The sequence below is a fragment of the Enterobacter sp. PTB genome, assembly GCF_051130085.1.
GTDB classification, from domain to species: Bacteria; Pseudomonadota; Gammaproteobacteria; order Enterobacterales; family Enterobacteriaceae; genus Enterobacter; species Enterobacter ludwigii.
In genome coordinates this window covers 1-21850 of the sequence record NZ_JBDKEE010000006.1, presented here as the reverse complement: position 1 = coordinate 21850, position 21850 = coordinate 1, and the positions used below count along the sequence as shown (strand labels likewise).

Below are 21850 nucleotides of genomic sequence, written 5' to 3'. Positions count from 1 at the left end.
TGATGAAATAACACAGTGGAGTGTACCGGATAGCGGGAAAAGCGAGAAGCTAAAGCCATGCGAATCGTCTGGCGTTTTGCGTTTTCGTGCCGGCTTAAACCTGAACAATGTGAACCAGGTTGTAATTATTTTGTAAACACATTGCTAAAGGAAATAACATCAACTACAACCATATCATCACAAGTGGTCAGACCTCCTACAAGCAAGGGAGCTTTTCTTTATGATGATTTTGAGCATTCTCGCAACCGTTGTTCTGCTCGGTGTGCTGTTCTATCACCGGGTGAGTTTATTCCTGAGCAGTCTGATTCTGCTGGCCTGGACGGCTGCGCTTGGCGTCGCTGGCCTGTGGAATATCTGGCTTTTAGTCCCGCTGGCCATCATTCTTCTGCCGTTTAACTTTACGCCGATGCGTAAATCGATGATCTCCGCGCCGGTGTTCAAAGGCTTCCGCAAAGTGATGCCGCCCATGTCGCGTACGGAGAAAGAAGCGATTGATGCCGGTACCACCTGGTGGGAAGGCGACCTGTTCCAGGGCAACCCGGACTGGAAAAAGCTGCACAACTATCCGCAACCGCGTCTGACCGCTGAAGAACAGGCCTTTATTGATGGTCCGGTGGAAGAAGCGTGCCGCATGGCAAATGACTTCGCGATTACCCATGAAATGGCGGACCTGCCGCCAGAACTGTGGGCGTATCTGAAAGAACACCGCTTCTTCGCGATGATCATTAAGAAAGAGTACGGCGGTCTGGAGTTTTCCGCTTACGCTCAGGCCCGCGTCCTGCAAAAACTGGCAGGCGTTTCCGGGATCCTGGCGATCACCGTTGGCGTGCCGAACTCGTTAGGCCCGGGTGAACTGCTGCAACACTACGGTACCGAAGAGCAGAAAGATCACTACCTGCCGCGTCTGGCACGCGGCCAGGAAATTCCGTGCTTCGCGCTGACCAGCCCGGAAGCGGGCTCCGATGCGGGTGCGATCCCGGATACCGGCGTCGTCTGCATGGGTGAATGGCAGGGCCAACAGGTGCTGGGTATGCGCCTGACCTGGAACAAACGTTATATTACGCTCGCCCCTATCGCGACAGTGCTGGGCCTGGCCTTTAAGCTCTCCGATCCGGAAAAACTGCTGGGCGGTGAAGAAGATCTGGGCATTACCTGTGCGCTGATCCCAACCTCCACCCCAGGCGTTGAAATTGGTCGTCGTCACTTCCCATTGAACGTACCGTTCCAGAACGGCCCAACCCGCGGCAAGGATATCTTTGTACCGATTGATTACATCATCGGTGGTCCGAAAATGGCCGGTCAGGGCTGGCGCATGCTGGTGGAATGTCTGTCGGTTGGCCGCGGTATTACCCTGCCGTCGAACTCGACCGGCGGTTTGAAATCTGTCGCGATGGGGATTGGTGCATACGCCCATATCCGCCGTCAGTTCAAAATCTCTATCGGCAAGATGGAAGGGATCGAAGAGCCGCTGGCACGTATCGCAGGCAACGCCTACGTGATGGATGCTGCCGCTTCCCTGATTACCTACGGCATTATGCTGGGCGAAAAACCGGCCGTGCTGTCAGCTATCGTGAAGTATCACTGTACCCACCGCGCACAGCAGTCAATCATTGATGCAATGGATATTGCGGGTGGTAAAGGCATTATGCTCGGCGAGGGCAACTTCCTGGCGCGCGGCTACCAGGGCGCACCAATTGCCATCACCGTTGAAGGGGCAAACATTCTGACCCGCAGCATGATGATCTTCGGCCAGGGGGCAATCCGTTGCCATCCTTATGTGCTGGAAGAGATGGCCGCCGCGCAGAATAACGACGTGGATGCTTTCGACAAGCTGCTGTTCAAACATATCGGTCATGTGGGCAGTAATAAGGTGCGCAGCTTCTGGCTGGGTCTGACGCGCGGTCTTACCAGCGCCACGCCAACCGGTGATGCGACCAAGCGTTATTACCAGCATCTTAACCGCCTGAGTGCCAACCTCGCTCTGCTGTCAGATGTTTCTATGGCGGTGCTGGGCGGTAGCCTGAAGCGTCGCGAGCGTATCTCTGCCCGTCTGGGTGATGTGCTGAGCCAAATCTTCCTGGCCTCTGCGGTCCTGAAACGCTACGACGATGAAGGCCGTCAGGAAGCCGATCTGCCGCTGGTTCACTGGGGCGTTCAGGATGCGATGTATCAGGCGGAACAGGCCATTGACGATCTGCTGGCGAACTTCCCGAACCGCTTTGTTGCAGGCGCCCTTCGCGTGGTGATCTTCCCGACCGGTCGTCATCATCTGGCGCCGTCTGACAAACTGGATCACAAAGTGGCGAAGATCCTGCAGGTACCGAGCGCAACCCGTTCCCGTATCGGCCGCGGTCAGTATCTGGCTCCAACACCGCATAACCCGGTTGGTCTGCTGGAAGAAGCGCTGCTGGACGTGATGGCTGCCGATCCCATCCACCAGAAGATCTGCAAACAGCTGGGCAAAAACCTGCCGTTCACCCGCCTGGATGAACTGGCGAAACAGGCCCTGACGGGCGGGATCATCAACAATGATGAAGCCGCTCTGCTGGTGAAAGCCGAAGAGAGCCGTCTGCGCAGCATTAACGTGGATGATTTCGACCCGGATGAGCTGGCGACACAGCCGGTAAAGCTGCCGGAGAAGGTCCGCAAACCTGAAGCTGCATAACGCGTTTCGCTTCTACAAACCCCGCCACGCGCGGGGTTTTTTATTGCCACATTTTCTCTTTATGTCGTGCTACAGTGTCAAAAAGTGGTCGTTTGAGGAGTCTGAATTGTGCCTGGTCTGAAGATTTCGATTTTGCAGCAACCTTTAGTGTGGATGGACGGCCCTGCCAACCTGCGCCACTTTGATCGTCAACTGGAAGGCATTACCGGGCGTGATGTGATTGTCCTGCCGGAGATGTTCACTACCGGCTTCGCCATGGAAGCGGCGCAACAGTCAATGCCACAGCAAGAGGTGGTCGCCTGGATGCACGCCAAAGCGCAGCAAACCAATGCGCTGATTGCCGGCAGCGCTGCGCTGCAAACCGAACGCGGGCCGGTCAACCGCTTCCTGCTGGTCGAGCCGGAAGGGAAAGTGCATTTTTATGATAAACGCCACCTGTTCCGCATGGCAGATGAACATCATCACTATGAAGCGGGTGATACACGCGTGGTGTTCGAATGGCGCGGCTGGCGTATTCTGCCGCTGGTTTGCTACGACCTGCGCTTCCCGGTGTGGTCACGCAACCGCAACGATTACGACCTGGCGCTGTATGTCGCCAACTGGCCTGCCCCGCGCTCCCTGCACTGGCAGTCGCTGCTGGTCGCACGCGCCATTGAAAACCAGGCGTATGTGGTCGGCTGTAACCGCGTGGGGACCGATGGCAACGGGCATCATTATCGGGGGGATAGCCGGGTGGTGAACCCGCAGGGTGAAATTATTGCCACCGCCGAGCCGCATCAGGCAACGCGCATTGATGCTGAATTGTCACTAACGGCCCTGAAGGAATATCGCGAGAAGTTTCCGGCATGGCAGGATGCGGATCCCTTTAGCATTGGATAACGGTTTCCCCTCCCTCTCACAGGTAGAGGGAGGGGACATCATTAACTCACCAGCGCCTGCCCGTCTTTGCGGCTCTCTGTCGCCGCCACATAATGCCCTTCCGGCATACGATAAATCACCTGCGCGCCGCCGAAGTTGTAATCCTGGAGCGGATCTTCCACCACGATCTGGTGCCCGCGCTCACGCAGTGCGGCGATAGTATTGCGATCGAACGTCGATTCGACGATCACTTCCCTGCCCTGCACCACGCGCCAGCGAGGCGCATCAATTGCCGCCTGTGGGTTTTGCCCGTGCAGCATGATGCGCAGCGCCATCTGCATATGCCCCTGCGCCTGCATTGGGCCGCCCATGACGCCAAAGGACATCAGCGGTTTACCGTTGCCGTCCATCGCAAAGCCCGGAATGATGGTGTGGAACGGACGCTTACTGCCCGCCAGCGCATTCGGATGGTTTGGATCCAGCACAAAGCCACAGCCGCGGTTTTGCAGACTGATCCCGGTCTCCGGCACCACAATCCCGGATCCAAAGCCCATATAGTTGGACTGAATAAAGGAGATCATCATACCGCTGGAATCTGCAGCGCTCAGGTAGACCGTGCCGCTCTGCGTCGGCGAACCGTAGACGAAATCGGAGGCGTTATCGGGGTCGATAAGCGCCGCGCGCGACGCCAGGTAACGATCGCTCAGCAACGCCTGGGCCGCGAATTCCATGTGTTCTTCATCAGCGACGTAGCGATCGAGATCCGCCAGCGCCAGTTTCATCGCTTCAATAGACAGATGAAGCGACTGCACGGAATCCGGATGATGTTTTTCAATTCCACACTGCTCCAGAATACCGAGCGCAATCAGCGTGGCGATGCCCTGCCCGTTTGGCGGCAGCTCCTGCACTGAACCACCGGCAAAATCACGCGACAGCAGTTCTACCCAGTCCACACGATGATTGGCCAAATCCTCTGCCGTCAGGTGCGCGCCATGCTCTTTCGCGAAAGCGGCAATTTTCTGCGCCAGCTCGCCGCGGTAAAACGCTTCACCGTTGGTTCTGGCAATCAGCTCCAGCGAATGAGCCTGCGCCGGGTTACGGAAGATCTCGCCAACCCGGGGAGCACGCCCTTCCGGTGCAAAGCAGGCGCTAAAGCCTGGCTGATCTTTCAGCTTGTTATAACCCCGCTGCCAGAGATGGCCAATCAACGGGGAGACCGGAAAACCGTTACGCGCATACTCAATGGCCGGTTGCGCCAGCGTAGTGAGCGGCAGCGTGCCAAAACGTTCTGCCAGCGCCACCCAGCCCGATACCGCACCCGGCACGGTGACGGCGTCCCAGCCAATTTCTGGTACCGCGGTTTTCCCGGCAAACAGATCCGTGTGCCAGCTGGCAGGCGAGCGGCCAGAGGCGTTCAGGCCGTGGAGTTTTTCACCATCCCAGACGATGGCAAAGGCATCGCTGCCAATACCGTTGCCGGTGGGTTCAACCACCGTCAACGCCATGGCGGTTGCAACCGCCGCATCAACCGCGTTCCCGCCGAGCTGCAGCATTTTCATTCCCGCCTGGGCCGCCAGCGGCTGAGATGTCGCCACGGCGTTGTGGCCCATCATCGGCGGGCGTCGTGAATCGTAACCGGAAGTGAAATCAAGCGCTTTGGTCATCATGACTCCTTAGTCATGGCGCGGATCGAGCGCATCGCGCAGCCCGTCGCCGAGTAAATTAAAGCCCTGCACGGCAAGAAAAATCGCCACACCGGGGAATACAGACATCCATGGAGCCTGCTCAAGGAAACCTTTCGCGGTATTAAGCATTGAGCCCCAAGACGGGTTCGGCGGCTGCTGGCCTAACCCCAGAAACGACAGACTGGCTTCAGCAATGATTGCCGAGGCAATGGCCAGCGTGGCCTGCACCAGAATCGGAGACATCACATTGGGTAACACATACTTAATGATGATCCAGCGATCCGGCAGGCCAATTGCCCTTGCGCCGTCGATATACTCTTCGTTGCGAATGGCGATCACCTGGCCGCGCGTCAGGCGGGCGAAGATCGGCATTGCGGAGAGGCCAATGGCGATCATGGCGTTGGTCAGGCTTGGGCCCAGAAACGCCCCGAGCGCGATCGCCATGATCAGGAACGGACAGGCCAGCAGCGCTTCAATAAAACGCGAGATCACGCCGTCCCACATCTTCTGGAAGTAACCCGCCACCAGCCCCAGCGGAACGCCAATGACCACGGCGATCACCACCGACATACAGCCAGCCATCAACGACGTTCTCGCCCCCCAGATAATGCGGGACAAAATATCGCGGCCCAGTTCATCGGTCCCAAACCAGTACATCGCCGAAGGCGCTTTACGCACCGCCAGGAAATTGGCTTTCACCGGATCAAAAGGCGCGATCCACGGTGCCAGCAGTGCCACCAGCACAAAAAAGCCCACCACTACGGCACCCATCACCGCGCTTTTATTGGCGAGAAATTTCTTCAGCACCCGGTTCTGCGCACGGGGCTGAACCGCGGCAATGGTTTGAGTTGTCAGTTCCGCCATGCTTAACCTCGCATTTTCGGGTTGATAAGAACGTAAAGCACGTCGGCCAGCAGGTTCAGCAGCAGGAAACCGATCGCCACGATAAGCACCACCCCCTGCACCACCGCATAGTCACGGTTAAAGACCGAATCGACGATCATCTTGCCGAACCCTGGAATGGTGAAGACCTGTTCGGTCAGTACCGCGCCACCCAGCAGTTCGCCGAACAGCAGCGTGGTCAGGGTGATCACCGGAACCAGCGCATTGCGAAACGCATGCTTTAAAATCACCGCCTTTGGCAACAGCCCTTTAGCCCGTGCGGTGCGGATGTAATCGGCCTTCATTACCGCGATCATGGAGGCGCGGGTATGGCGCATCAGCGTGGCCGCCAGCCCCGTTCCCAGTACCGAGGCAGGCAACAACAGCGTACGCAGGTTCTGGATCGGATTTTCACTAAACGGCACGAACCCCGACGCTGGCAGCCATTGCAGATTGACCGAGAAGACCAGAATCAACAGGATCCCGAGCCAGAAATGCGGTATCGAGATCCCCGAGATCGCCACAAAGTTGGCACCGTGATCGACCCAGCTGTTTTTATTGACCGCCGCGAGGATCCCCATGCTGATGCCAAACACCAGCGCGATGATCATCGCCAGCAGCGACAGCTCCAGCGTCACCGGCAGTTTGCTGGCAATGAGCTGGGTGACCGGCTCGTGAGTGCGTAAGGAGACACCAAGATCGCCCTGCAGCGCGCGCGTCAGCCAGTTGAAGTACTGCACAGGGATGGGCGCATCGAGATTGAGCTCAGCACGCAGCTGGGCGATCACCGCCGGATCGCGCTCCTCCCCGGCCATGGCGATCAGCGGATCGCCGGGCAGCAGTTTTTGCAGGCCAAACACCATCATGCTCACCAGCAGTAAGGTCGGGATGGCCAGCAGCAGACGTTTGCAAATCAGTTCCAGCATGGGTTCTCCTCAGGCCAGTTATTTCGCCAGCGTCAGGCCAGCCAGACGCACAATGCCGTCCGGATACGGTTTAAAGCCCTGCACGCTCTTGTTCAGACCAAAAATACGCGGTTCAAAATAGAGGTAGGCGATGGGCATATCCGTCTGCAGCTGTTTCACCACCTTGTCGTACAGCGGCTGACGGACGGCTTTGTCGTTGCTCAGGCGCGCCTGCGTCAGCCATTCATCCACCTGCGCGTTACTGTAACGACCGTCGTTAAGGGTGCCTTTGCTGTTAATGAAGCCGTAGATGCTGCCATCCGGATCCGGACGACCCGACCAGCCAGAGAAGCTCAGCTGATAATCACCACTTTGCTGGCGGTCGAGCAGCGTGGCGAACTCGGTCATTTGCAGGTTCAGGTTAAAGCCAGCCTCTGCGACCATCGCCTGCAGTACCTGACCGACCTGCTGTGAAGTTGGGTTGTTGGGCACCAGCAGATTGACATTCAGCGGCGTAGTGACGCCTGCCGCTTTCAACAGCGCTTTGGCTTTGTCGACATCGCGTGGTGGCACCGGCAGGTTAACGTGATACGGACTTACGGTAGAAAACGCCTGGTTTGCCGGGGTGTACAGCCCCTCGAAGACCACCTGATTTAACGCATCGCGATCGATTGCCTGAGAAAATGCCTCACGCACGCGGGCATCCTTAAACGGATCGTTCGCCGGGACCTTGCCGTTATTGATATTGAAGGTAATGCCCTGATAACCCAGACCGGTCACCTTCGCCAGCGCCAGTTTGCTGTCGGCTTCTACGGTTTTCACGTCGCTGGCGGCAATGCCTTCGGTCAGATCGAGATCTCCGGCACGCAGGTTAGCCAGACGCACGGAAGCATCCGGGATCGGCAGATAAATAATTTTGTCGAAGTGGTAAGCGTCTTTGTTCCAGTAGTTGTCAAAACGCGTCAGAACGATACGGTCCTGCGAGACGCGGCTGTCGAACTTATAGGGGCCAGAGCAGACCGGATGGGCGGCAAAGTCAGGCTTTTTCGCGGCGTCGGGTGCCATCATCGCCCCGGCGCGATCGGTAAGCTGCATCAGCAGTGCGGCATCAGGTGTTTTCAGATGCAGGGCAATCTGCATCGGGCCTGTCACCTCAACGGACTCAACGGACGAGATTTCACTTTTACGCAGCGAACCTTTTAACGTCAGCGCGCGGTCGAGGTTGTATTTTGCCGCGGCGGCGTCAAATTTTTCACCGTCATGGAAGGTCACACCTTCACGCAGATCCATGGTCAGCGTTTTGCCGTCGTCACTCCAGGCCCACGATTTCGCCAGCCCGGGAACCACTTTCAGATGCTCATCCACGTCCACCAGCCGGTCGCACAGAGAGGCAAAGACGAAACGGCCATAATAGGTGCGCGCAAGATGCGGATCGAGCATGTCCGGATCCGCCCCCAGACCAATTCGCAGTACGCTTTCAGAATGGGCGGGCAGCGCCGCGCCAAGCAACATAACACTTCCCAGTACGGTCAAAAGAGAATTACGCATTGTCATTATCATGAGTTCCTTGAAGGAAGGGAGGAGTGAGTGGCCGCGTGTTCAAACAGCGCGCGGCGGCGCAGAAAGGCTGCGGATGGCGGTGCTATCTGGATAACACTGCGATCGCGGTTAATCTCCTGCCAGCGATGGCAGGCAATCTGGCGTCCCCCGTCCAGCACCTGATTGATCGGCTCGACCTGGCGACATTCATCCGTGACATACGGACAACGGGTATGGAAACGGCAGCCTGACGGTGGGCTGGCCGGGTTCGGTAAATCCCCCTGCAGCAGAGGTGCCACACGCGGCGCGCCTGGCTGCATCTGGGGGGCGGAGGCGATTAACGCCTGCGTATAGGGGTGTAGCGGGGCATCAAAGATTTCGTCGACGGTCGCAAGCTCAACAATTTGCCCGAGATACATCACCGCCACGCGGTCACTCATATGGCGAATCACCGCCAGGCCATGGGCGACAATCACCATTGTCAGCCCCAGCTGGTGCTTCAGGCTTTCCAGCAGGTTGACCACCTGCGCCTGAACCGAGACATCCAGCGCGGAGACCGGCTCGTCCCCCAGCAACAGCTTTGGCCCGGAGGCCAGCGCACGCGCAATGCCGATTCGCTGACGCTGCCCTCCGGAAAATTCGTGCGGATAACGTTGCGCCCAGGCCGCTGGCAGCCCTACGGTGTTAAGCAGCTCCGCCACCCGATATTGCCTGTCGGCTTTCTTCATCGACTGGTGTAGCCACAGCGGCTCACCGACGATCTGCTCGACCGTCATGCGCGGGTTTAACGATGCGAAAGGATCCTGAAAGATGATCTGCAGCTCCCGCCGCAGCTGGTTCAGACGCGCTCCCGAGGCGTGAGTGATCTCTTCACCCTGATAAAATACGCGTCCTTCGCTGGCCGCCAGCAGGCGCAGAAGAAGACGGCCCAGCGTCGATTTTCCGGATCCGGACTCGCCCACAATCGCCAGCGTTTCACCAGGCATGACGGAGAGGGAAACCCGATCGACCGCGGTGACAAAACGTGCTGGGGTAAACAGTTTTTTAGGGCCGGGAAAAAGCTTGCTCAGGTCCCGGGCTTCAAGAATGGGCGTCGTCATGCAATTTCTCCCAGCGCAATATGTTGTTCCAGCGGCACGCGGAAGCAGGCCACCTGATGGTCGGTCCCCATCGCCGTCAGCGACGGCTTTTCGTCATGACACCGCGTTTGCGCGAAGGGGCAGCGGGTAGCGAACCGGCACCCTTTGGGCATGGATTCCGGCAGCGGAACGGCACCGGGAATAGTGGAAAGCGCGCCTTTACGTGCGCCGAGGGACGGTATCGAGCCCATCAGCCCAATGGTGTACGGGTGTTGCGGGTCGGCAAAAATGGCCTCCACGCTCCCCTGCTCTACCACCTGTCCGGCATACATTACCGCCACCTGCTGCGCGACTTCCGCCACCACGCCCAGATCGTGGGTGATCATTAACACCGCCGTACCGGTCTCTTCTTTGAGGGTATTAAGCAGCGCGAGGATCTGCGCCTGAATGGTCACATCCAGCGCGGTTGTCGGCTCGTCGGCAATCAGCAAACGTGGATGGTTAATCAGCGCCATCGCAATCATCACGCGCTGACGCATCCCCCCGGAAAGCTGGTGCGGATACGCTTTCAGGCGCATTTCTGCTGCCGGGATCTGCACCTTCTCCAGAATCTGCAGCGCAACCTTCATCGCCTCTGCACGAGAAAGTTTCTGATGGCGCATCACCGCTTCACTGAGCTGGTCTCCCAGCGTGAAGGCAGGGTTGAGCGAGGTCATTGGCTCCTGGAAAATCATTGCCAGTTCGCTGCCGCGAAGATCGGCATATTCCCGCGGTGAAAGCTTTCGTAAGTCGTGACGACGGAACTGCATCTCGCCGCTGACGATCTGTGCGCTGGCGGGCAGTAAGCCCATCAGCGCTAATGAGGTGATACTTTTCCCGCAGCCGGATTCCCCCACCAGCGCCAGCGTTTCTCCCGCGTTGACCGTCAGTGAAATACCATCAAGCACGCTCACCGGAGAGCCGGCGAACGTTACGTTAAGATTTTGCAGCCGCAGTACAGGCGTGGGGTCCTTAAACGGGATCGTCGTCATAGCGTGAAGTCGTCCTCAAGGTGAATAGCCTGAATCAGGGCTGACTGCAGGCTAAGCAGGTGTTCGCGCATGGCGGCCGCTGCTTCATTAGGCTGGCGATGGATAATCGCAGACATGATTTTTTGATGGTGGTCGTTATAGTGATCAACCCGCTCGGGTGTACGGGCTAATTCGCGCAAATGCTGCCAGCCCGGTTCACGTCTGACGGCATCAATGGCATCAAACAGGCCAAGCATCAGGCGATTACCGGCAGCCTCGGCAATGGCGCGGTGAAATGCGCTATCCCAGAGTTCGTTGAGATCGCGGTCGTCCGGGCTGACCTTATCAATGCGTTCCAGCATGCGCTGCATAAGCGCGAGGTTTTCCCTGGTGGCACGCAGTGCCGCAAGCCGGGCTAAGCCGGGTTCGAGCTGTAGACGAGCTTCCATGACTTCCAGAAGGTTGGTTTGTTGAACCAATCCCTGAAGGGCCAGAGGTTCAACAGGTGCAGACGGGCCTATAAAGGTCCCTTTGCCCTGTTTACGCCAGATCCGCCCCTCCTCTTCCAGCACATCCAGCGCACGACGTACTTCACGTCGTCCTACGCCGAGAGTCTCCGACAGCTCACGTTCAGTGGGCAGCGGAGTGCCTGGTGTTGACTCATGCTGGTTGATCAGTCCGCGCAGCTGCTCAAGCGCGGTGCTGGAATTGGCCAGAAACCGTGACGGTTTTTCCATATTGGTTCGCTCGCTATCATCATTACTTTATTTTTATTAACGATAAGTTATTGATATGACGTGCTACTTACCGTGCTAATGATTAAGCAATAAACGAACCAATAAATCATTGGTTCATGAACTTTCTGAAGGGATGGAGATAAGCGAATGATTTTCTGTGAATTATTTTTTACAAAATTACACATCTGCTCCGCTGCCATAATGACAATCGGTGGCAAAATGCACAAATACGGTGCAAATTGTGCACTATCATTGATCAAATGTTAATTAATTGCACCACAGATATTAACTTTTTGTTAATAAAGACAGGGGGGGCGGATAAAGAAGATTTGCAGACGAAGAAACGACGAAGGCCTGAATCATTTCTGATTCAGGCCTTCTGAATAGTGGCGGAACGGACGTCTGCTCTATATTTATCCAAAACAAGCCAACCTCATCATCTAACCCAATAAAAATACCATACACCACGCAACATTAACAAAATCCTCGTCTAATACAAATCAACTTAAACTTAGATAAGCGCCTAACTGATGGCATACTGAATGGCATACTGGTGGCATACCCGAAATAACAGGATTTACGGTTCATGGCATTACTTACTGATACTAAAGCCCGTCATATCAAACCTGATGACAAACCTCTTCCACATGGGGGTGTCACTGGTTTAACTCTTCATCCATCTTCGACGAAAGGTCGCGGAAAATGGGTTCTTCGTTACGTCAGCCCGGTAACGCAAAAACGCCGCAATGCAGGTCTTGGAACATATCCTGAAATCAGCATCGCCGAAGCTTCCCGTCTGGCTCAGTCTATGCGCGAACAACTGGCATCTGGTGATGATCCCCTTGAACTCAAAAAGGCAGAAACAACAAAAGTCGTTATCCCAACTTTTGAAGAAGCGGCCAGGAAAGTCCACACTGAATTACTTCCAGGATGGCGTAACAAAAAACACGCCAGACAATGGATTTCCACTCTCGAACAACATGTATTCCCTTCATTAGGTTCAGTGCCTCTTGATGCAATCGTTCCGGCAAACATCGCTGATGTGCTACGCCCTTTCTGGATGACAATCCCTGAGACTGCCGGACGGGTTAAGCAGCGGATCCACAAAATCATGCAATGGGCATGGGCGCACGGATATTGCTCTGCAAATCCTGTCGATGTCGTCGATCACCTTCTCCCTCAGCAAGTCAGCGTCAGTATACGCACTGAACATCAACCAGCCATGCCATGGAAAATCATTCCTTTATATATTGCTTCCCGCGTATACAGCGACGACCGCTACAACGTTACCCGTGCATTGTTATTATTCGTCATTCTGGCAGCCTGCCGCTCCGGAGAGGCGCGAGCAATGCACTGGGCCGAAGTCGATTTTAAGCGCAAAATATGGACCATACCTCCTGAGCGCATGAAAGGCAGTCTTCGACACAGAGTTCCGCTCTCCAGTCAGGCCATTGAAATACTGGAGCAAATGAAAGGAATGCACGAAGAACTGGTGTTCCCCTCACCGAGGAATCAAACTGTACTCACTGATATGGTTTTGACTTCATTTTTGCGCAAAACAAAAGCCATTAGCGACACGGCGGGTCGTTGCGCAGTGGCTCACGGTTTCCGTTCCAGCTTTCGTGACTGGTGTAGTGAGCATCACTATTCCCACGATATTGCAGAACGAGCCCTTGCGCACACGATCAAAAATAAATCTGAAGCCGCCTATCACCGCACAGATTTGCTGGATGAACGCCGTCCGATGATGCAGGCATGGGCTGATTACGTGTTTTCAGCAGTGAAATAAACTTACTCTGCGCCTTTCGGGGCGCTTTTCTTTTTTTGGGGCTTAACTGTTCATCAGCGTTTGACTGGTACAGAACTACAGGTACTACCTGTATACCATAACCATCATGCAAGTCCAGCCGAGGTTATATTAACAGGTAGGCATATGAATACCCGATGGTTATTCTACTTCTTCAAACTTCAGAGCCATGTCGTAATAGCTGTTGTCATTTAGATACCAGGGGATCATGCATGGCTGATTCATTAAAAGACCACAATAATATCGAACTTTAGAGTAACTATCTTTTTTTATCACCTTATGCCGCAAGTACAAGTTTCTTGCTGATATACTAAACCCATACACTTTAAACTTCGAACTTGTTTTATCCGAGATTGTATGTTTATTATTACTCTCATAATAAATTGCTGTCCCTGGTTCTTCCCAACGGCTGAGTTCAATATCAAATGCTCCCAGTGTCCCCAACCAGCTTCCCTGCGTGCCACCAAACATTCGTTTATGAAAATAAAATCTGCTTATGTGTTTAAGTAGCAGTTCGGCATCTTTATCCGAAACATGGTTGTTACACTTAAAAGATATCGAAGAATTTGTCTGTGCCTCCAGTAACCAGATATCAACAATCTTTTTATAGTAATCAGCAATAATTTTACGGTCTGTACGAGGCATTCTGGCGTCAAGAGCAGGAAAAACAATAGAGCCGTTCTCCTGGACAGAAATCATTACAGCCAGTGATCTTTGCAGCATTTTAAACTCAAACAGCAAGCCTGCCCGGATGAAAAGCAGTGATAGTTCTGAACCAGGTTCATTTACAGTAGTCGGAGCCTTGTGTGAGTATTTCCTGCATGAAATAATCTCTCTACTCGCCAGTTCCCGATAAAAACCGAGAGGAGCATCGGGATATTCCAGCGCATAGCAACATTCAGTTAGTCTGTATCTGATTAGATACGGCATGGATGATAATGCCAGCGCCTTATCATTCATCAACTCTTCCGCTGCCCCAAGAAGGAATTCACTGTCCACATCATTCTCACGGGCAATATTGCAGAGCATGGCGATACTAAAATTTCGGGCGTGTTCAGCAAATTGTTCATGCATCACCCTGTTATAAGGCGTACCGCCAGCATCAGACTCTTTATGATGCTCAGCCATATTAGCAAAATAGTTGCTGTCAACAGACAGATAAATTTCAAGAGCAGCCAGCAGATAGTGCCGGGTTATCTCAGCCTGTTTTCCGGTTATCCCTGTTTTCGCAAGTAGACCGCTGATTCTGCCAAGTATGTGCGGATACCACTCTGCAGCGGGCTCGCCGTATATGAGACTCATTACAACCTGACTGAAGTGAAGACTGTCGATGGCATCAAACGCTGCTTTCTGTAAGGGGGTTGTCGCTGGCATAAGTTAGTGTCAATAAAAGTAAGTGATAACTGCCAATTTTAGACACCATTCGACCTCATTACAATCCATCGCATACCAGCCAGTCGGCTCAGGTGACGAATAACGGCAAATCGTTATTCAACAGACAACTTAATTTCGAACAGTTTAATGAGGTAGAAAAATGATCGTCCATACCCCGACCGTGAAGATTCTTCGCATGCGTGCACTTACAGCCAAACTCGGCATCGCCCGTTCAACCATTTACGACTGGCTCAATCCGAAGTCGCCACGCTACGATGCTACTTTTCCAAAACAGCGGCGACTGGGGCAACAATCTGTAGGGTGGCTGGAAGCAGAGCTGGATCAATGGCTGCTACAACGTGAAACACCCAACATTTGAACACATTGTACCTGGCTGGCAGGTATATTACTCATGTCCAGAAAATAAATACTGAAGGATGAGTGTAAATCCAGCCAGTCATGTATAAGCTGAGGTTGTTATTTTATCAGAGGGAATGCAATAACCCTATTGAAGTACGATATTTATAAATTATATTTAATTGAAAAATATTTCAGGTATATATTATCTGATTGAATATTATATTTCACGCCTAAAAAGGAAATAAACGAATGCACTTTGCTAAGAGCCTATCTCAATAGGACTTTATTCCATACGATGAGACCACAGGCAAAATGCAACATGGCCTCGTAATTTTCAGACTTCTTTTCCCAACGTATCAGGACCCCGCGAAAGCGGTTCATCCAGCTATGAGTCCTCTCGACGACCCAGCGATGGGCCTTGAAGTCCGCGGATTTACTGGCATCTGATTCCTCTTTTCGGGACTGGATATGAGGCTCGTAATGGCGGCTTTGCAGGTATGCTTTCAACCAGCCCGCTTCGTAGCCTTTGTCCAGGCATAGCCTGAGTTTTTGCCCCGGACGCCCCGTCTGAAGAGCATCGAGTGTATCCGCAACCAGTTTGATGTCATGCGTGTTCGCCGCTGCAACGACCAGCGACAGAGGAAGCCCGTTGGCATCCGTCATCAAACTGCGCTTTACGCCTTGTTTCCCTCTGTCCGTGGGGTTGCGGCCTGTTTTTTGTTCCTGACAGCGGTGATTTGGTCATGCAGCCATCCATCGATAACCATGACCAGTCAATGCCGTCCAGATGTTCGCAGGCAAGCAAGCCGTTCTGCCAGAAGCGTTCAAACACTCCAGCATCCCGCCACTCCTGAAACCGTCGGTGGGCTGAGCTTGACGAGCAGATCTCTGTGGCATTCAGGGCATTCCACTGGCAACCTGTTCTGAGTACAAAGAAAATGGCGTTCATTGCAGCGCGATTATCAACCCGCCGGCGATGCGTACCCAGCGGATGCTGAGTTTTATGTTCCGGGATGAGGGGTGCCATTTTCTCCCAAAGTTGATCACTGATCTGCCACTTGTTGCTCGCCATCTTTCGCCCTCAGAAATTGCCATTATTTATTACCTGACAATTCCTTTTGGGATAGGTTCTAATAACCAATATATCCGGTTTTACGGATTTCTCATATTTGTCTTACTGGCAATACTGCCATTTCTCATTGAGCGCTCGCTGGCGCTGATTCATCTCATTGTGCTCTCAGCTTTGACTCAATAACCGCTCTTCACACCCCTGTTAATGCCAGACGGCTCAATCTCAACTCACATTTGACTCAACTAAGGTGCAATATGCGCATTTATATCGACGATGGTTCGACCCATATCAAAATGCTGTGGGAGCAGCACGGCAGAACCTTTACCCACCTCAGCCCCAACAGCTTCAAACGCGGATGGTCAGCCACGTTTGGCAGCGGTAAGCCGTTTAACTACACCGCAGGCAAAGAGAAATACTCCTTTGACCTTATTTCCCCCGATTCCCTGACCACCAGCAATATCGAATGGCAGTACAGCCCACTCAATGCCGTCGCTGTGCAGCATGCGCTACAGACCAGCGCACTGACGCCACAGTGCGTGGATATTGTGGTAACGCTGCCGCTGGCAGAGTTCTACGACGAAGATGCACAGTACAGACTTGATAACATTGAGCGCAAGAAACAGAACCTGCTGCAACCGGTGATGCTGAATAACGGTCACGTATTCACCATCACCCGCGTTACCGTACGCCCGGAGTCCATTCCTGCCGGGATTGCGCTGTGCGACCAACTTTCGTCCTCTAACTCAGTACTGATTGTTGACCTTGGCGGGACGACGCTTGATATCTCACAGGTCGCGGGTCAGATGTCTTCGGTATCACGTATCTACGGCGATCCGGCGTTAGGGGTGTCGCTGGTGACCGATGAAGTGCAGCAGGCATTGCGTAAATCCGGTATGGCGTTGTCCCGCCACAACGTGGATCGGTTGATTATTAAGCGTTTCGACGATACGTACCTGGCGAACAATATCAACGACCCGCGTGCTGTCGATGGCATAAAGCAGGCTATCCACAGCGGTATTGCGCGATACCGGGCGCGGGTGCTGGAGGCGATTGATCGCTTTAAGGGTTATACCCATGTGGCTGTCGTGGGTGGTGGGGCCTGTCTGCTGTCTGATGACATTCGTACTCATGTTAACCTGCGCGAAGATCGTTTCTTTGTGGCACAGGAGCCGCAGTTTGCTCTGGTTCATGGTCTGAAAGCCATTGGTTAACAGAGGTGGTCATGACTCGTAGAAAAGTACTGATTTACCTGCGCCCTGAAACACATGCCAGCGAGCGCTTTGCAGATGCGAGGATAGAGGCGCATCACCGGGGCGATCGCGGTGAACTATCGCGCACAGCGTTACTGGCGGGGATCGCGCTGGGTGAGATTGACGGCAGGTTACCATCGGTGCTGGCGGCGTTATTAGCTGACAACACGAGCCCGGAAACATTGCGAACCATGCTGGCATCGTTTCTGCACATTCAGCCGGGATCGGCTCCATCTGTAACGGTGACGACCACAGAACCACGGTCAGTAGTAACGGAGAAAACCACCAGCAGTGTTTCAGCGAAAAATCTGGCAGGTTCTCTGCCTGAATGATTCATTACTGATGTTATATCATCACATATACAAGGCAAAAAAACAGGACGCTCAGCCTTCATGGCCGGGCGTCCTTTTACGTAATGTTCTTTTTTTGTTCAGTCAGCAGCCGATAAACGAAATAATAATCATCATCAGGCAACCGTTCAGCGTTCAGATTACACTGCGCCAGAAGCGCAGGAATACCGCTGATATCGCCGGTAAGCCGCAACTCCATCGGTCGCATGAGTTCGCCCTTTTCGGTAAACGACGTATGCAGCTCATCTTTCGGTGTGTAGATGGCACAGACGTTCCCCGCCGGGGTTCCACCTGCCGCCCATTCTTTCGCTGACAACAACATATCTTTCCAGCCCATCGTCCGAAGCGTGTCGATCATATACGTAAAGCGAAACAACGTGCTCTGCTGCGTGAGTTCGCCAGAGCTGGCGAGCCAGATGTACTCCACCCTGCTGTAAAGCTGCGCTGATGGTCCGTAACGTTTCCCTTGTTCCTGTAGCCAGATGATGTCCGGTGCTAACGTTCGGGGAAGCAGCTTGCGTTTCTGCGCCGTCAGCAACCACTGCATGATGAACATATGCGTCTGTAGCCCCGAAAGCGCTTTACCTTCCTGTCTGGCAAGACCAACTGCCACCAGGATGCACCAGGCGAGGTGAGCGAGATCTTCGGTCGGACGTTCAGGAAGAGTTACTGTCAAACTGCACTCCAGATTGGTGTATTAATGAGCGACAGGCAGATTATCGCATCGGTTCGTAATAAGCCCCTACCTGACTTACGCCTGGTTCACAGGGGTCGATATGAATCATCACATTGAGAACATTGTGGCGGGTGAGCACCCTGTTATGCGCATCGACCGCAATATCGTGCCCTGCGATAACAGACAGTTCGCCAGGAACCTCAATATGCACATCCACCAGAATGAGGTCACCGGACTTTCGGGTTTTCAGGTCATGAAGGCCAGCAACACCCGGCGTGGCAAGAAGGGTCTCTCTGATTGCCTGCTCTGTAACAGGATCCACTGAACGATCCATCAGGTCATGCAGGGCAGTGAACGCAAACGTATACCCCATCCGGGCCACCAGCACACCGACAATCAGTGCCGCAATCGGATCGCAGTACGGATGCCCCATGAGATTCCCGATGATACCCGTCGCTACCACCAGCGATGACGCTGCGTCTGAACGGGCATGCCAGGCATTCGCTATCAGCAATGAAGACTTGATACGCGTGGCAACAGCGAACATATACCGGAATAACAGCTCCTTGGTCGCAAGAGCTCCCAGGGCAACCCAGAGGGCGATAACGTGAACCGTCGGGATGGTTTCAGGATGTAATATTTTCCCGATGGCAGACCAGAGCATGCCCACGCCCACCAAAAATAACAGCGCACCCAGTATCATCGATGCGCCATTCTCATAGCGCCAGTGTCCGTAGTGGTGATTGCTGTCTGGTAGCTGGCGGCTTTTGATGCTGGCAATCAGCACAACAAAATCGGCGACTAAATCCGAGAGGGAATGTATACCGTCAGCAATCAGCCCCTGCGAGCCAGAAAAGACGCCTGCCACTATCTGAAAAAGCGATAACAAGATATTGACCACAATGCTGACCAGTGTGCTTCTTCTCACAGCCCGTGAGCGTGCATTAAATTCATCAGCATTCATGGCTTCAGGATTATGCATGAAAATTCCTTTTCGAATACAAAGACTGTAACGCTGAAATATTCAGAATGTGTTATTGGTTATGCTTTATTTAAAAAATAACCACTGACCATTTTGAATGGTAATCATTCTGCCAGATGTGTTTATTCAACAGATATCTTTATTAAAGGACGGTTCCATAATCGAAAACAGCGCTGATGCATTATTTCACCCGCGAGCGAACCACTTTTTTCTTCGCTTTACGCACCGCTTTCTTTTTGGCATTTTTTTTCGTGACCTTCGCAGCGTCCTGTTTCAGCGTACCAGCCTGAGCATGCTGGTTAAGCGGGGATACCGAAACGGCTGCGAAAGAGCTGGTAGCAAAAAGGGACAGCGTAGCCCCTGGCAGGACAACCGATAATTTTGACATGGCAACATCTCCTGACTGTTAAGGGAATATCAACGGTGAAGATGTAACCGGGAGACAAACGGAGTCAATACAGGCAGATGCAACTGCGCCTCTCCCACAAACCCAATTCCGAGGTCCGAAAAACCCGCTGCCAGCACCACGCTGCCACATCTTCCCGGCACGGCAGACGTCGGGCATAAAAAAGCGCAACACAAAAGGGCCAGTGTTGCGCGCTGTATAAAAATGAGGGTTGATAATCCGGTTAATACAAAAATGAAGCAGTGGCATATAACGGACTCATTAGCGCAACGAGGAAGCGGGTTCGTCAACTTCCGCCGGGAAAAACGTCGGCCTCTTGCCACATACCCGATGCTGCGGTGAAAAAACCGGCCAGCCAGTGACCGGTTCAGGTGTCGCTGGTATCACATCAGAACTGGTAAACCAGACCGGTGGCCACGATATTATCCGTTGCCACGCCGGTGTCGCGGGTGAACTTATTGTCGTCGATCAGGTTAATTTTGTAGTCAACATAGGTGGACATATTCTTGTTGAAGAAGTAGGTCGCGCCGAGGTCGATGTAGTTCAGCAGATCCTGATCGCCGTAGCCCTCGATGTTCTTGCCGCGGGAGTGCAGATAAGCAATGGACGGACGCAGTCCAAAGTCGAACTGGTACTGTGCCACAGCTTCAACGTTCTGCGCCTTGTTGGCAAAGCCGTACGAATGATCGCCGTCATTGCTGCCAAAACGGGTGGCGTTGTAGCTCTGGGTGTACTGGGTCGCCAGGTAGACATTATTGGCGTCATACTTCAGCCCGCCGGAGTATGTGGTAGCTTTATCGCCATTGCCAAAATCCAGATGGTTCTGGTCATCGGTGCGTTTTGAGCTGGCAATAGCAGTGCCCACGCTGAAGCCCTCACCAATATCGTACGTCAGGGAGCCACCGAAACCGTCACCGTTCTGCTGCATGGCATCACGACCGTTGTTGGTGGCACCTTCACCGGATACGCTGCCGTTTTTGCCCTGATACTGCAGGGCCAGATCCAGGCCGTTCACCAGACCGAAGAAGTCGTTATTACGGTACGTGGCCACACCACTGGCACGTTGCTGCAGGAAATTGTCTGATCCATATGTGTCGCCACCAAACTCCGGCAGAACGTCAGTCCATGAGGTCACGTCGTAAACCACACCGTAGTTACGACCGTAATCAAATGAACCCCATTCACCAAACTTCAGTCCGGCAAAGCCCAGGCGGGTCCATGACTGATTGCCAGAGCCTTCAGCCTTGTTAGCCTGAACGTTGTATTCCCACTGACCGTAGCCGGTCAGCTGGTCATTCACCTGGGTTTCGCCCTTGAAGCCGACACGGGCATAACTCTGGTCGCCGTCGGCACCTTTGTCATCGGAGAAGTAATGCAGGCCGTCGACCTTACCGTACAGATCCAGCTTGTTGCCGTCCTTGTTATAAATTTCCGCGGCGTGTGCAGCACCTGCGGCCAGCAGTGCCGGAACCAGCAGGGAAAGAACCTTTAATTTCATCTGAATAGCCTCTGCTTTGATTTTTTTTACCACTGAACGGGGCAGAAAACCTTTCCCCGGTATATGCCATACACATACCGGACAGACAATCGCAACGGGTATACAGGGAAATCAACGAATAACGTCACAGAATAGCCACCGGCCGTCAGTACTTTCCGCCGAAGCGGGGTGTCGCCTGAGATTCACGCACGACGTCAGCGCCGGAGCACGTAACCGCCAGCATAGTGATTCACCATGAATGTGATCTCTGTTAATTATTCCCGATGGATATGTTGAGAATTTTCCTGCCCCTGAACGACTGGATATATTCGTCAGGGGATCAGAAATGAAGAACAGGCTGTATCTGACATTGAACGAAACTGAAAGGGTGCTGCGGGCAACGGATAACGCCCGACGCGGGCTGCGGGTCAGCGAGCTGACCGGATTGAAGGTGCAGAATGTGGATTTTACCGGGACGCGTATTTATATCCACCGGTTAAAGAACAGCTTCAGCACCGTGCACCGGCTCCAGCCGGAGCTCTGGATAGCGTGCCGTCCGCCGTCCGATGCGTATTCCGCTCTGCTCGATCATGTTTTCGCGTGGAACGTCGATCAGCGATGCCGGAGTTACAGGCAGGTTACCAGACTTCGGGCGATTCTGACGCCATTTCGCATTTGCGTATTCCGCTGATTAAAACTATACGAAACATTATTCAGAAAGCGTTCCTGATGCTGA

At 53.7% G+C, this 21850-nt stretch carries 20 protein-coding genes; 7 read left to right on the top strand and 13 right to left on the bottom strand.

Going from position 1 to position 21850, the window contains the following annotated elements; all coding sequences use genetic code 11:
- The first annotated feature begins 220 nt into the window (after positions 1–220).
- Positions 221–2665 carry an acyl-CoA dehydrogenase FadE gene (gene fadE / locus AAIR21_RS09375; protein ID WP_014168754.1) on the top strand — a complete coding sequence of 815 codons (2445 nt, stop codon included), beginning with the start codon at positions 221–223 and terminating at the stop codon, positions 2663–2665.
- 108 nt (positions 2666–2773) lie between these two features.
- Entirely contained in the window at positions 2774–3544 is a 771-nt protein-coding gene (locus AAIR21_RS09370) for an amidohydrolase (protein WP_151887265.1), read from the top strand.
- Positions 3545–3585: 41 nt separating this feature from the next.
- Here AAIR21_RS09370 and AAIR21_RS09365 read toward each other — a convergent pair whose 3' ends face one another.
- Genes AAIR21_RS09365 through AAIR21_RS09335 form a run of 7 tightly spaced genes read right to left on the bottom strand, consistent with a single transcriptional unit; the run spans position 3586 to position 11360 of the window.
- Positions 3586–5187: a gamma-glutamyltransferase family protein gene (locus tag AAIR21_RS09365; protein WP_183516665.1), complete on the bottom strand. Its 1602-nt coding sequence runs from the start codon at positions 5185–5187 to the stop codon at positions 3586–3588.
- A 9-nt stretch (positions 5188–5196) separates the two neighbouring features.
- Entirely contained in the window at positions 5197–6072 is an 876-nt protein-coding gene (locus tag AAIR21_RS09360) for an ABC transporter permease (protein ID WP_014168751.1), read from the bottom strand.
- A 2-nt stretch (positions 6073–6074) separates the two neighbouring features.
- Positions 6075–7016, bottom strand: a complete 942-nt coding sequence (locus AAIR21_RS09355) for an ABC transporter permease (protein WP_126488493.1) — start codon at positions 7014–7016, stop codon at positions 6075–6077.
- An 18-nt stretch (positions 7017–7034) separates the two neighbouring features.
- Positions 7035–8549 carry an ABC transporter substrate-binding protein gene (locus AAIR21_RS09350; protein ID WP_073395551.1) on the bottom strand — a complete coding sequence of 505 codons (1515 nt, stop codon included), beginning with the start codon at positions 8547–8549 and terminating at the stop codon, positions 7035–7037.
- A 2-nt stretch (positions 8550–8551) separates the two neighbouring features.
- Positions 8552–9634 (bottom strand): ABC transporter ATP-binding protein, encoded by a 1083-nt coding sequence (locus AAIR21_RS09345; RefSeq protein ID WP_183516633.1) that lies wholly within the window; start codon positions 9632–9634, stop codon positions 8552–8554.
- Complete coding sequence (locus AAIR21_RS09340) at positions 9631–10644, bottom strand: ABC transporter ATP-binding protein (RefSeq protein WP_014168747.1); 1014 nt, start codon at positions 10642–10644, stop codon at positions 9631–9633. The genes AAIR21_RS09345 and AAIR21_RS09340 overlap by 4 nt, the downstream gene beginning before the upstream one ends.
- Positions 10641–11360 carry a FadR/GntR family transcriptional regulator gene (locus AAIR21_RS09335; RefSeq protein ID WP_014168746.1) on the bottom strand — a complete coding sequence of 240 codons (720 nt, stop codon included), beginning with the start codon at positions 11358–11360 and terminating at the stop codon, positions 10641–10643. Before AAIR21_RS09335 ends, AAIR21_RS09340 begins: the two co-directional genes overlap by 4 nt.
- A 586-nt stretch (positions 11361–11946) precedes the next feature.
- On the opposite strand from AAIR21_RS09335, the gene AAIR21_RS09330 reads away from it, so the two are divergent.
- The gene (locus tag AAIR21_RS09330; protein ID WP_422712174.1) at positions 11947–13149 is read left to right on the top strand and encodes a tyrosine-type recombinase/integrase; all 1203 of its coding nucleotides are present in this window, start codon (positions 11947–11949) and stop codon (positions 13147–13149) included.
- 159 nt (positions 13150–13308) lie between these two features.
- Here AAIR21_RS09330 and AAIR21_RS09325 read toward each other — a convergent pair whose 3' ends face one another.
- Positions 13309–14541, bottom strand: a complete 1233-nt coding sequence (locus AAIR21_RS09325; RefSeq protein ID WP_422712172.1) for a hypothetical protein — start codon at positions 14539–14541, stop codon at positions 13309–13311.
- A 160-nt stretch (positions 14542–14701) separates the two neighbouring features.
- Here AAIR21_RS09325 and AAIR21_RS09320 point away from each other — a divergent pair, with 160 nt between their 5' ends.
- Positions 14702–14920, top strand: coding sequence for an AlpA family phage regulatory protein (locus AAIR21_RS09320; protein ID WP_422712171.1), 219 nt, complete (start codon positions 14702–14704; stop codon positions 14918–14920).
- A 248-nt stretch (positions 14921–15168) separates the two neighbouring features.
- On the opposite strand, the gene AAIR21_RS09315 is transcribed toward AAIR21_RS09320, so the two are convergent.
- A protein-coding gene (locus AAIR21_RS09315) for an IS5 family transposase (RefSeq protein WP_422712169.1) occupies positions 15169–15973 on the bottom strand; the annotation gives its coding sequence in 2 pieces (ribosomal slippage) (positions 15169–15621 and positions 15623–15973; 804 coding nt in all).
- Positions 15974–16227: 254 nt separating this feature from the next.
- Here AAIR21_RS09315 and parM point away from each other — a divergent pair.
- Positions 16228–17184, top strand: a complete 957-nt coding sequence (gene parM / locus AAIR21_RS09310; RefSeq protein ID WP_422712168.1) for a plasmid segregation protein ParM domain-containing protein — start codon at positions 16228–16230, stop codon at positions 17182–17184.
- A gap of 5 nt (positions 17185–17189) precedes the next feature.
- Positions 17190–17555: a plasmid partitioning/stability family protein gene (locus AAIR21_RS09305; RefSeq protein WP_422712167.1), complete on the top strand. Its 366-nt coding sequence runs from the start codon at positions 17190–17192 to the stop codon at positions 17553–17555.
- A gap of 76 nt (positions 17556–17631) precedes the next feature.
- On the opposite strand, the gene AAIR21_RS09300 is transcribed toward AAIR21_RS09305, so the two are convergent.
- The 4 genes from AAIR21_RS09300 to ompC all read right to left on the bottom strand — a co-directional run bounded on the left by AAIR21_RS09300 (position 17632) and on the right by ompC (position 21135).
- Entirely contained in the window at positions 17632–18249 is a 618-nt protein-coding gene (locus AAIR21_RS09300) for a DUF2913 family protein (protein ID WP_422712165.1), read from the bottom strand.
- A gap of 40 nt (positions 18250–18289) precedes the next feature.
- The gene (locus AAIR21_RS09295) at positions 18290–19231 is read right to left on the bottom strand and encodes a cation diffusion facilitator family transporter (RefSeq protein WP_422712163.1); all 942 of its coding nucleotides are present in this window, start codon (positions 19229–19231) and stop codon (positions 18290–18292) included.
- 181 nt (positions 19232–19412) lie between these two features.
- Entirely contained in the window at positions 19413–19619 is a 207-nt protein-coding gene (locus tag AAIR21_RS09290; RefSeq protein WP_422712162.1) for a hypothetical protein, read from the bottom strand.
- A gap of 406 nt (positions 19620–20025) precedes the next feature.
- The gene (ompC, locus tag AAIR21_RS09285; RefSeq protein ID WP_434680768.1) at positions 20026–21135 is read right to left on the bottom strand and encodes a porin OmpC; all 1110 of its coding nucleotides are present in this window, start codon (positions 21133–21135) and stop codon (positions 20026–20028) included.
- Between the two features lie 325 nt (positions 21136–21460).
- Here ompC and AAIR21_RS09280 point away from each other — a divergent pair, with 325 nt between their 5' ends.
- Positions 21461–21805 carry a tyrosine-type recombinase/integrase gene (locus tag AAIR21_RS09280; RefSeq protein WP_434680765.1) on the top strand — a complete coding sequence of 115 codons (345 nt, stop codon included), beginning with the start codon at positions 21461–21463 and terminating at the stop codon, positions 21803–21805.
- Positions 21806–21850: the final 45 nt, after the last annotated feature.

Coding starts and splice junctions, on each gene's coding strand:
- fadE (WP_014168754.1), top strand. CDS start 221: ATGATGATTTTGAGCATTCTCGCAACCGTTGTTCTGCTCGGTGTGCTG.
- AAIR21_RS09365 (WP_183516665.1), bottom strand. CDS start 5,187: ATGACCAAAGCGCTTGATTTCACTTCCGGTTACGATTCACGACGCCCG.
- AAIR21_RS09360 (WP_014168751.1), bottom strand. CDS start 6,072: ATGGCGGAACTGACAACTCAAACCATTGCCGCGGTTCAGCCCCGTGCG.
- AAIR21_RS09355 (WP_126488493.1), bottom strand. CDS start 7,016: ATGCTGGAACTGATTTGCAAACGTCTGCTGCTGGCCATCCCGACCTTA.
- AAIR21_RS09350 (WP_073395551.1), bottom strand. CDS start 8,549: ATGACAATGCGTAATTCTCTTTTGACCGTACTGGGAAGTGTTATGTTG.
- AAIR21_RS09345 (WP_183516633.1), bottom strand. CDS start 9,634: ATGACGACGCCCATTCTTGAAGCCCGGGACCTGAGCAAGCTTTTTCCC.
- AAIR21_RS09340 (WP_014168747.1), bottom strand. CDS start 10,644: ATGACGACGATCCCGTTTAAGGACCCCACGCCTGTACTGCGGCTGCAA.
- AAIR21_RS09335 (WP_014168746.1), bottom strand. CDS start 11,360: ATGGAAAAACCGTCACGGTTTCTGGCCAATTCCAGCACCGCGCTTGAG.
- AAIR21_RS09330 (WP_422712174.1), top strand. CDS start 11,947: ATGGCATTACTTACTGATACTAAAGCCCGTCATATCAAACCTGATGAC.
- AAIR21_RS09325 (WP_422712172.1), bottom strand. CDS start 14,541: ATGCCAGCGACAACCCCCTTACAGAAAGCAGCGTTTGATGCCATCGAC.
- AAIR21_RS09320 (WP_422712171.1), top strand. CDS start 14,702: ATGATCGTCCATACCCCGACCGTGAAGATTCTTCGCATGCGTGCACTT.
- parM (WP_422712168.1), top strand. CDS start 16,228: ATGCGCATTTATATCGACGATGGTTCGACCCATATCAAAATGCTGTGG.
- AAIR21_RS09295 (WP_422712163.1), bottom strand. CDS start 19,231: ATGCATAATCCTGAAGCCATGAATGCTGATGAATTTAATGCACGCTCA.
- AAIR21_RS09290 (WP_422712162.1), bottom strand. CDS start 19,619: ATGTCAAAATTATCGGTTGTCCTGCCAGGGGCTACGCTGTCCCTTTTT.
- ompC (WP_434680768.1), bottom strand. CDS start 21,135: ATGAAATTAAAGGTTCTTTCCCTGCTGGTTCCGGCACTGCTGGCCGCA.
- AAIR21_RS09280 (WP_434680765.1), top strand. CDS start 21,461: ATGAAGAACAGGCTGTATCTGACATTGAACGAAACTGAAAGGGTGCTG.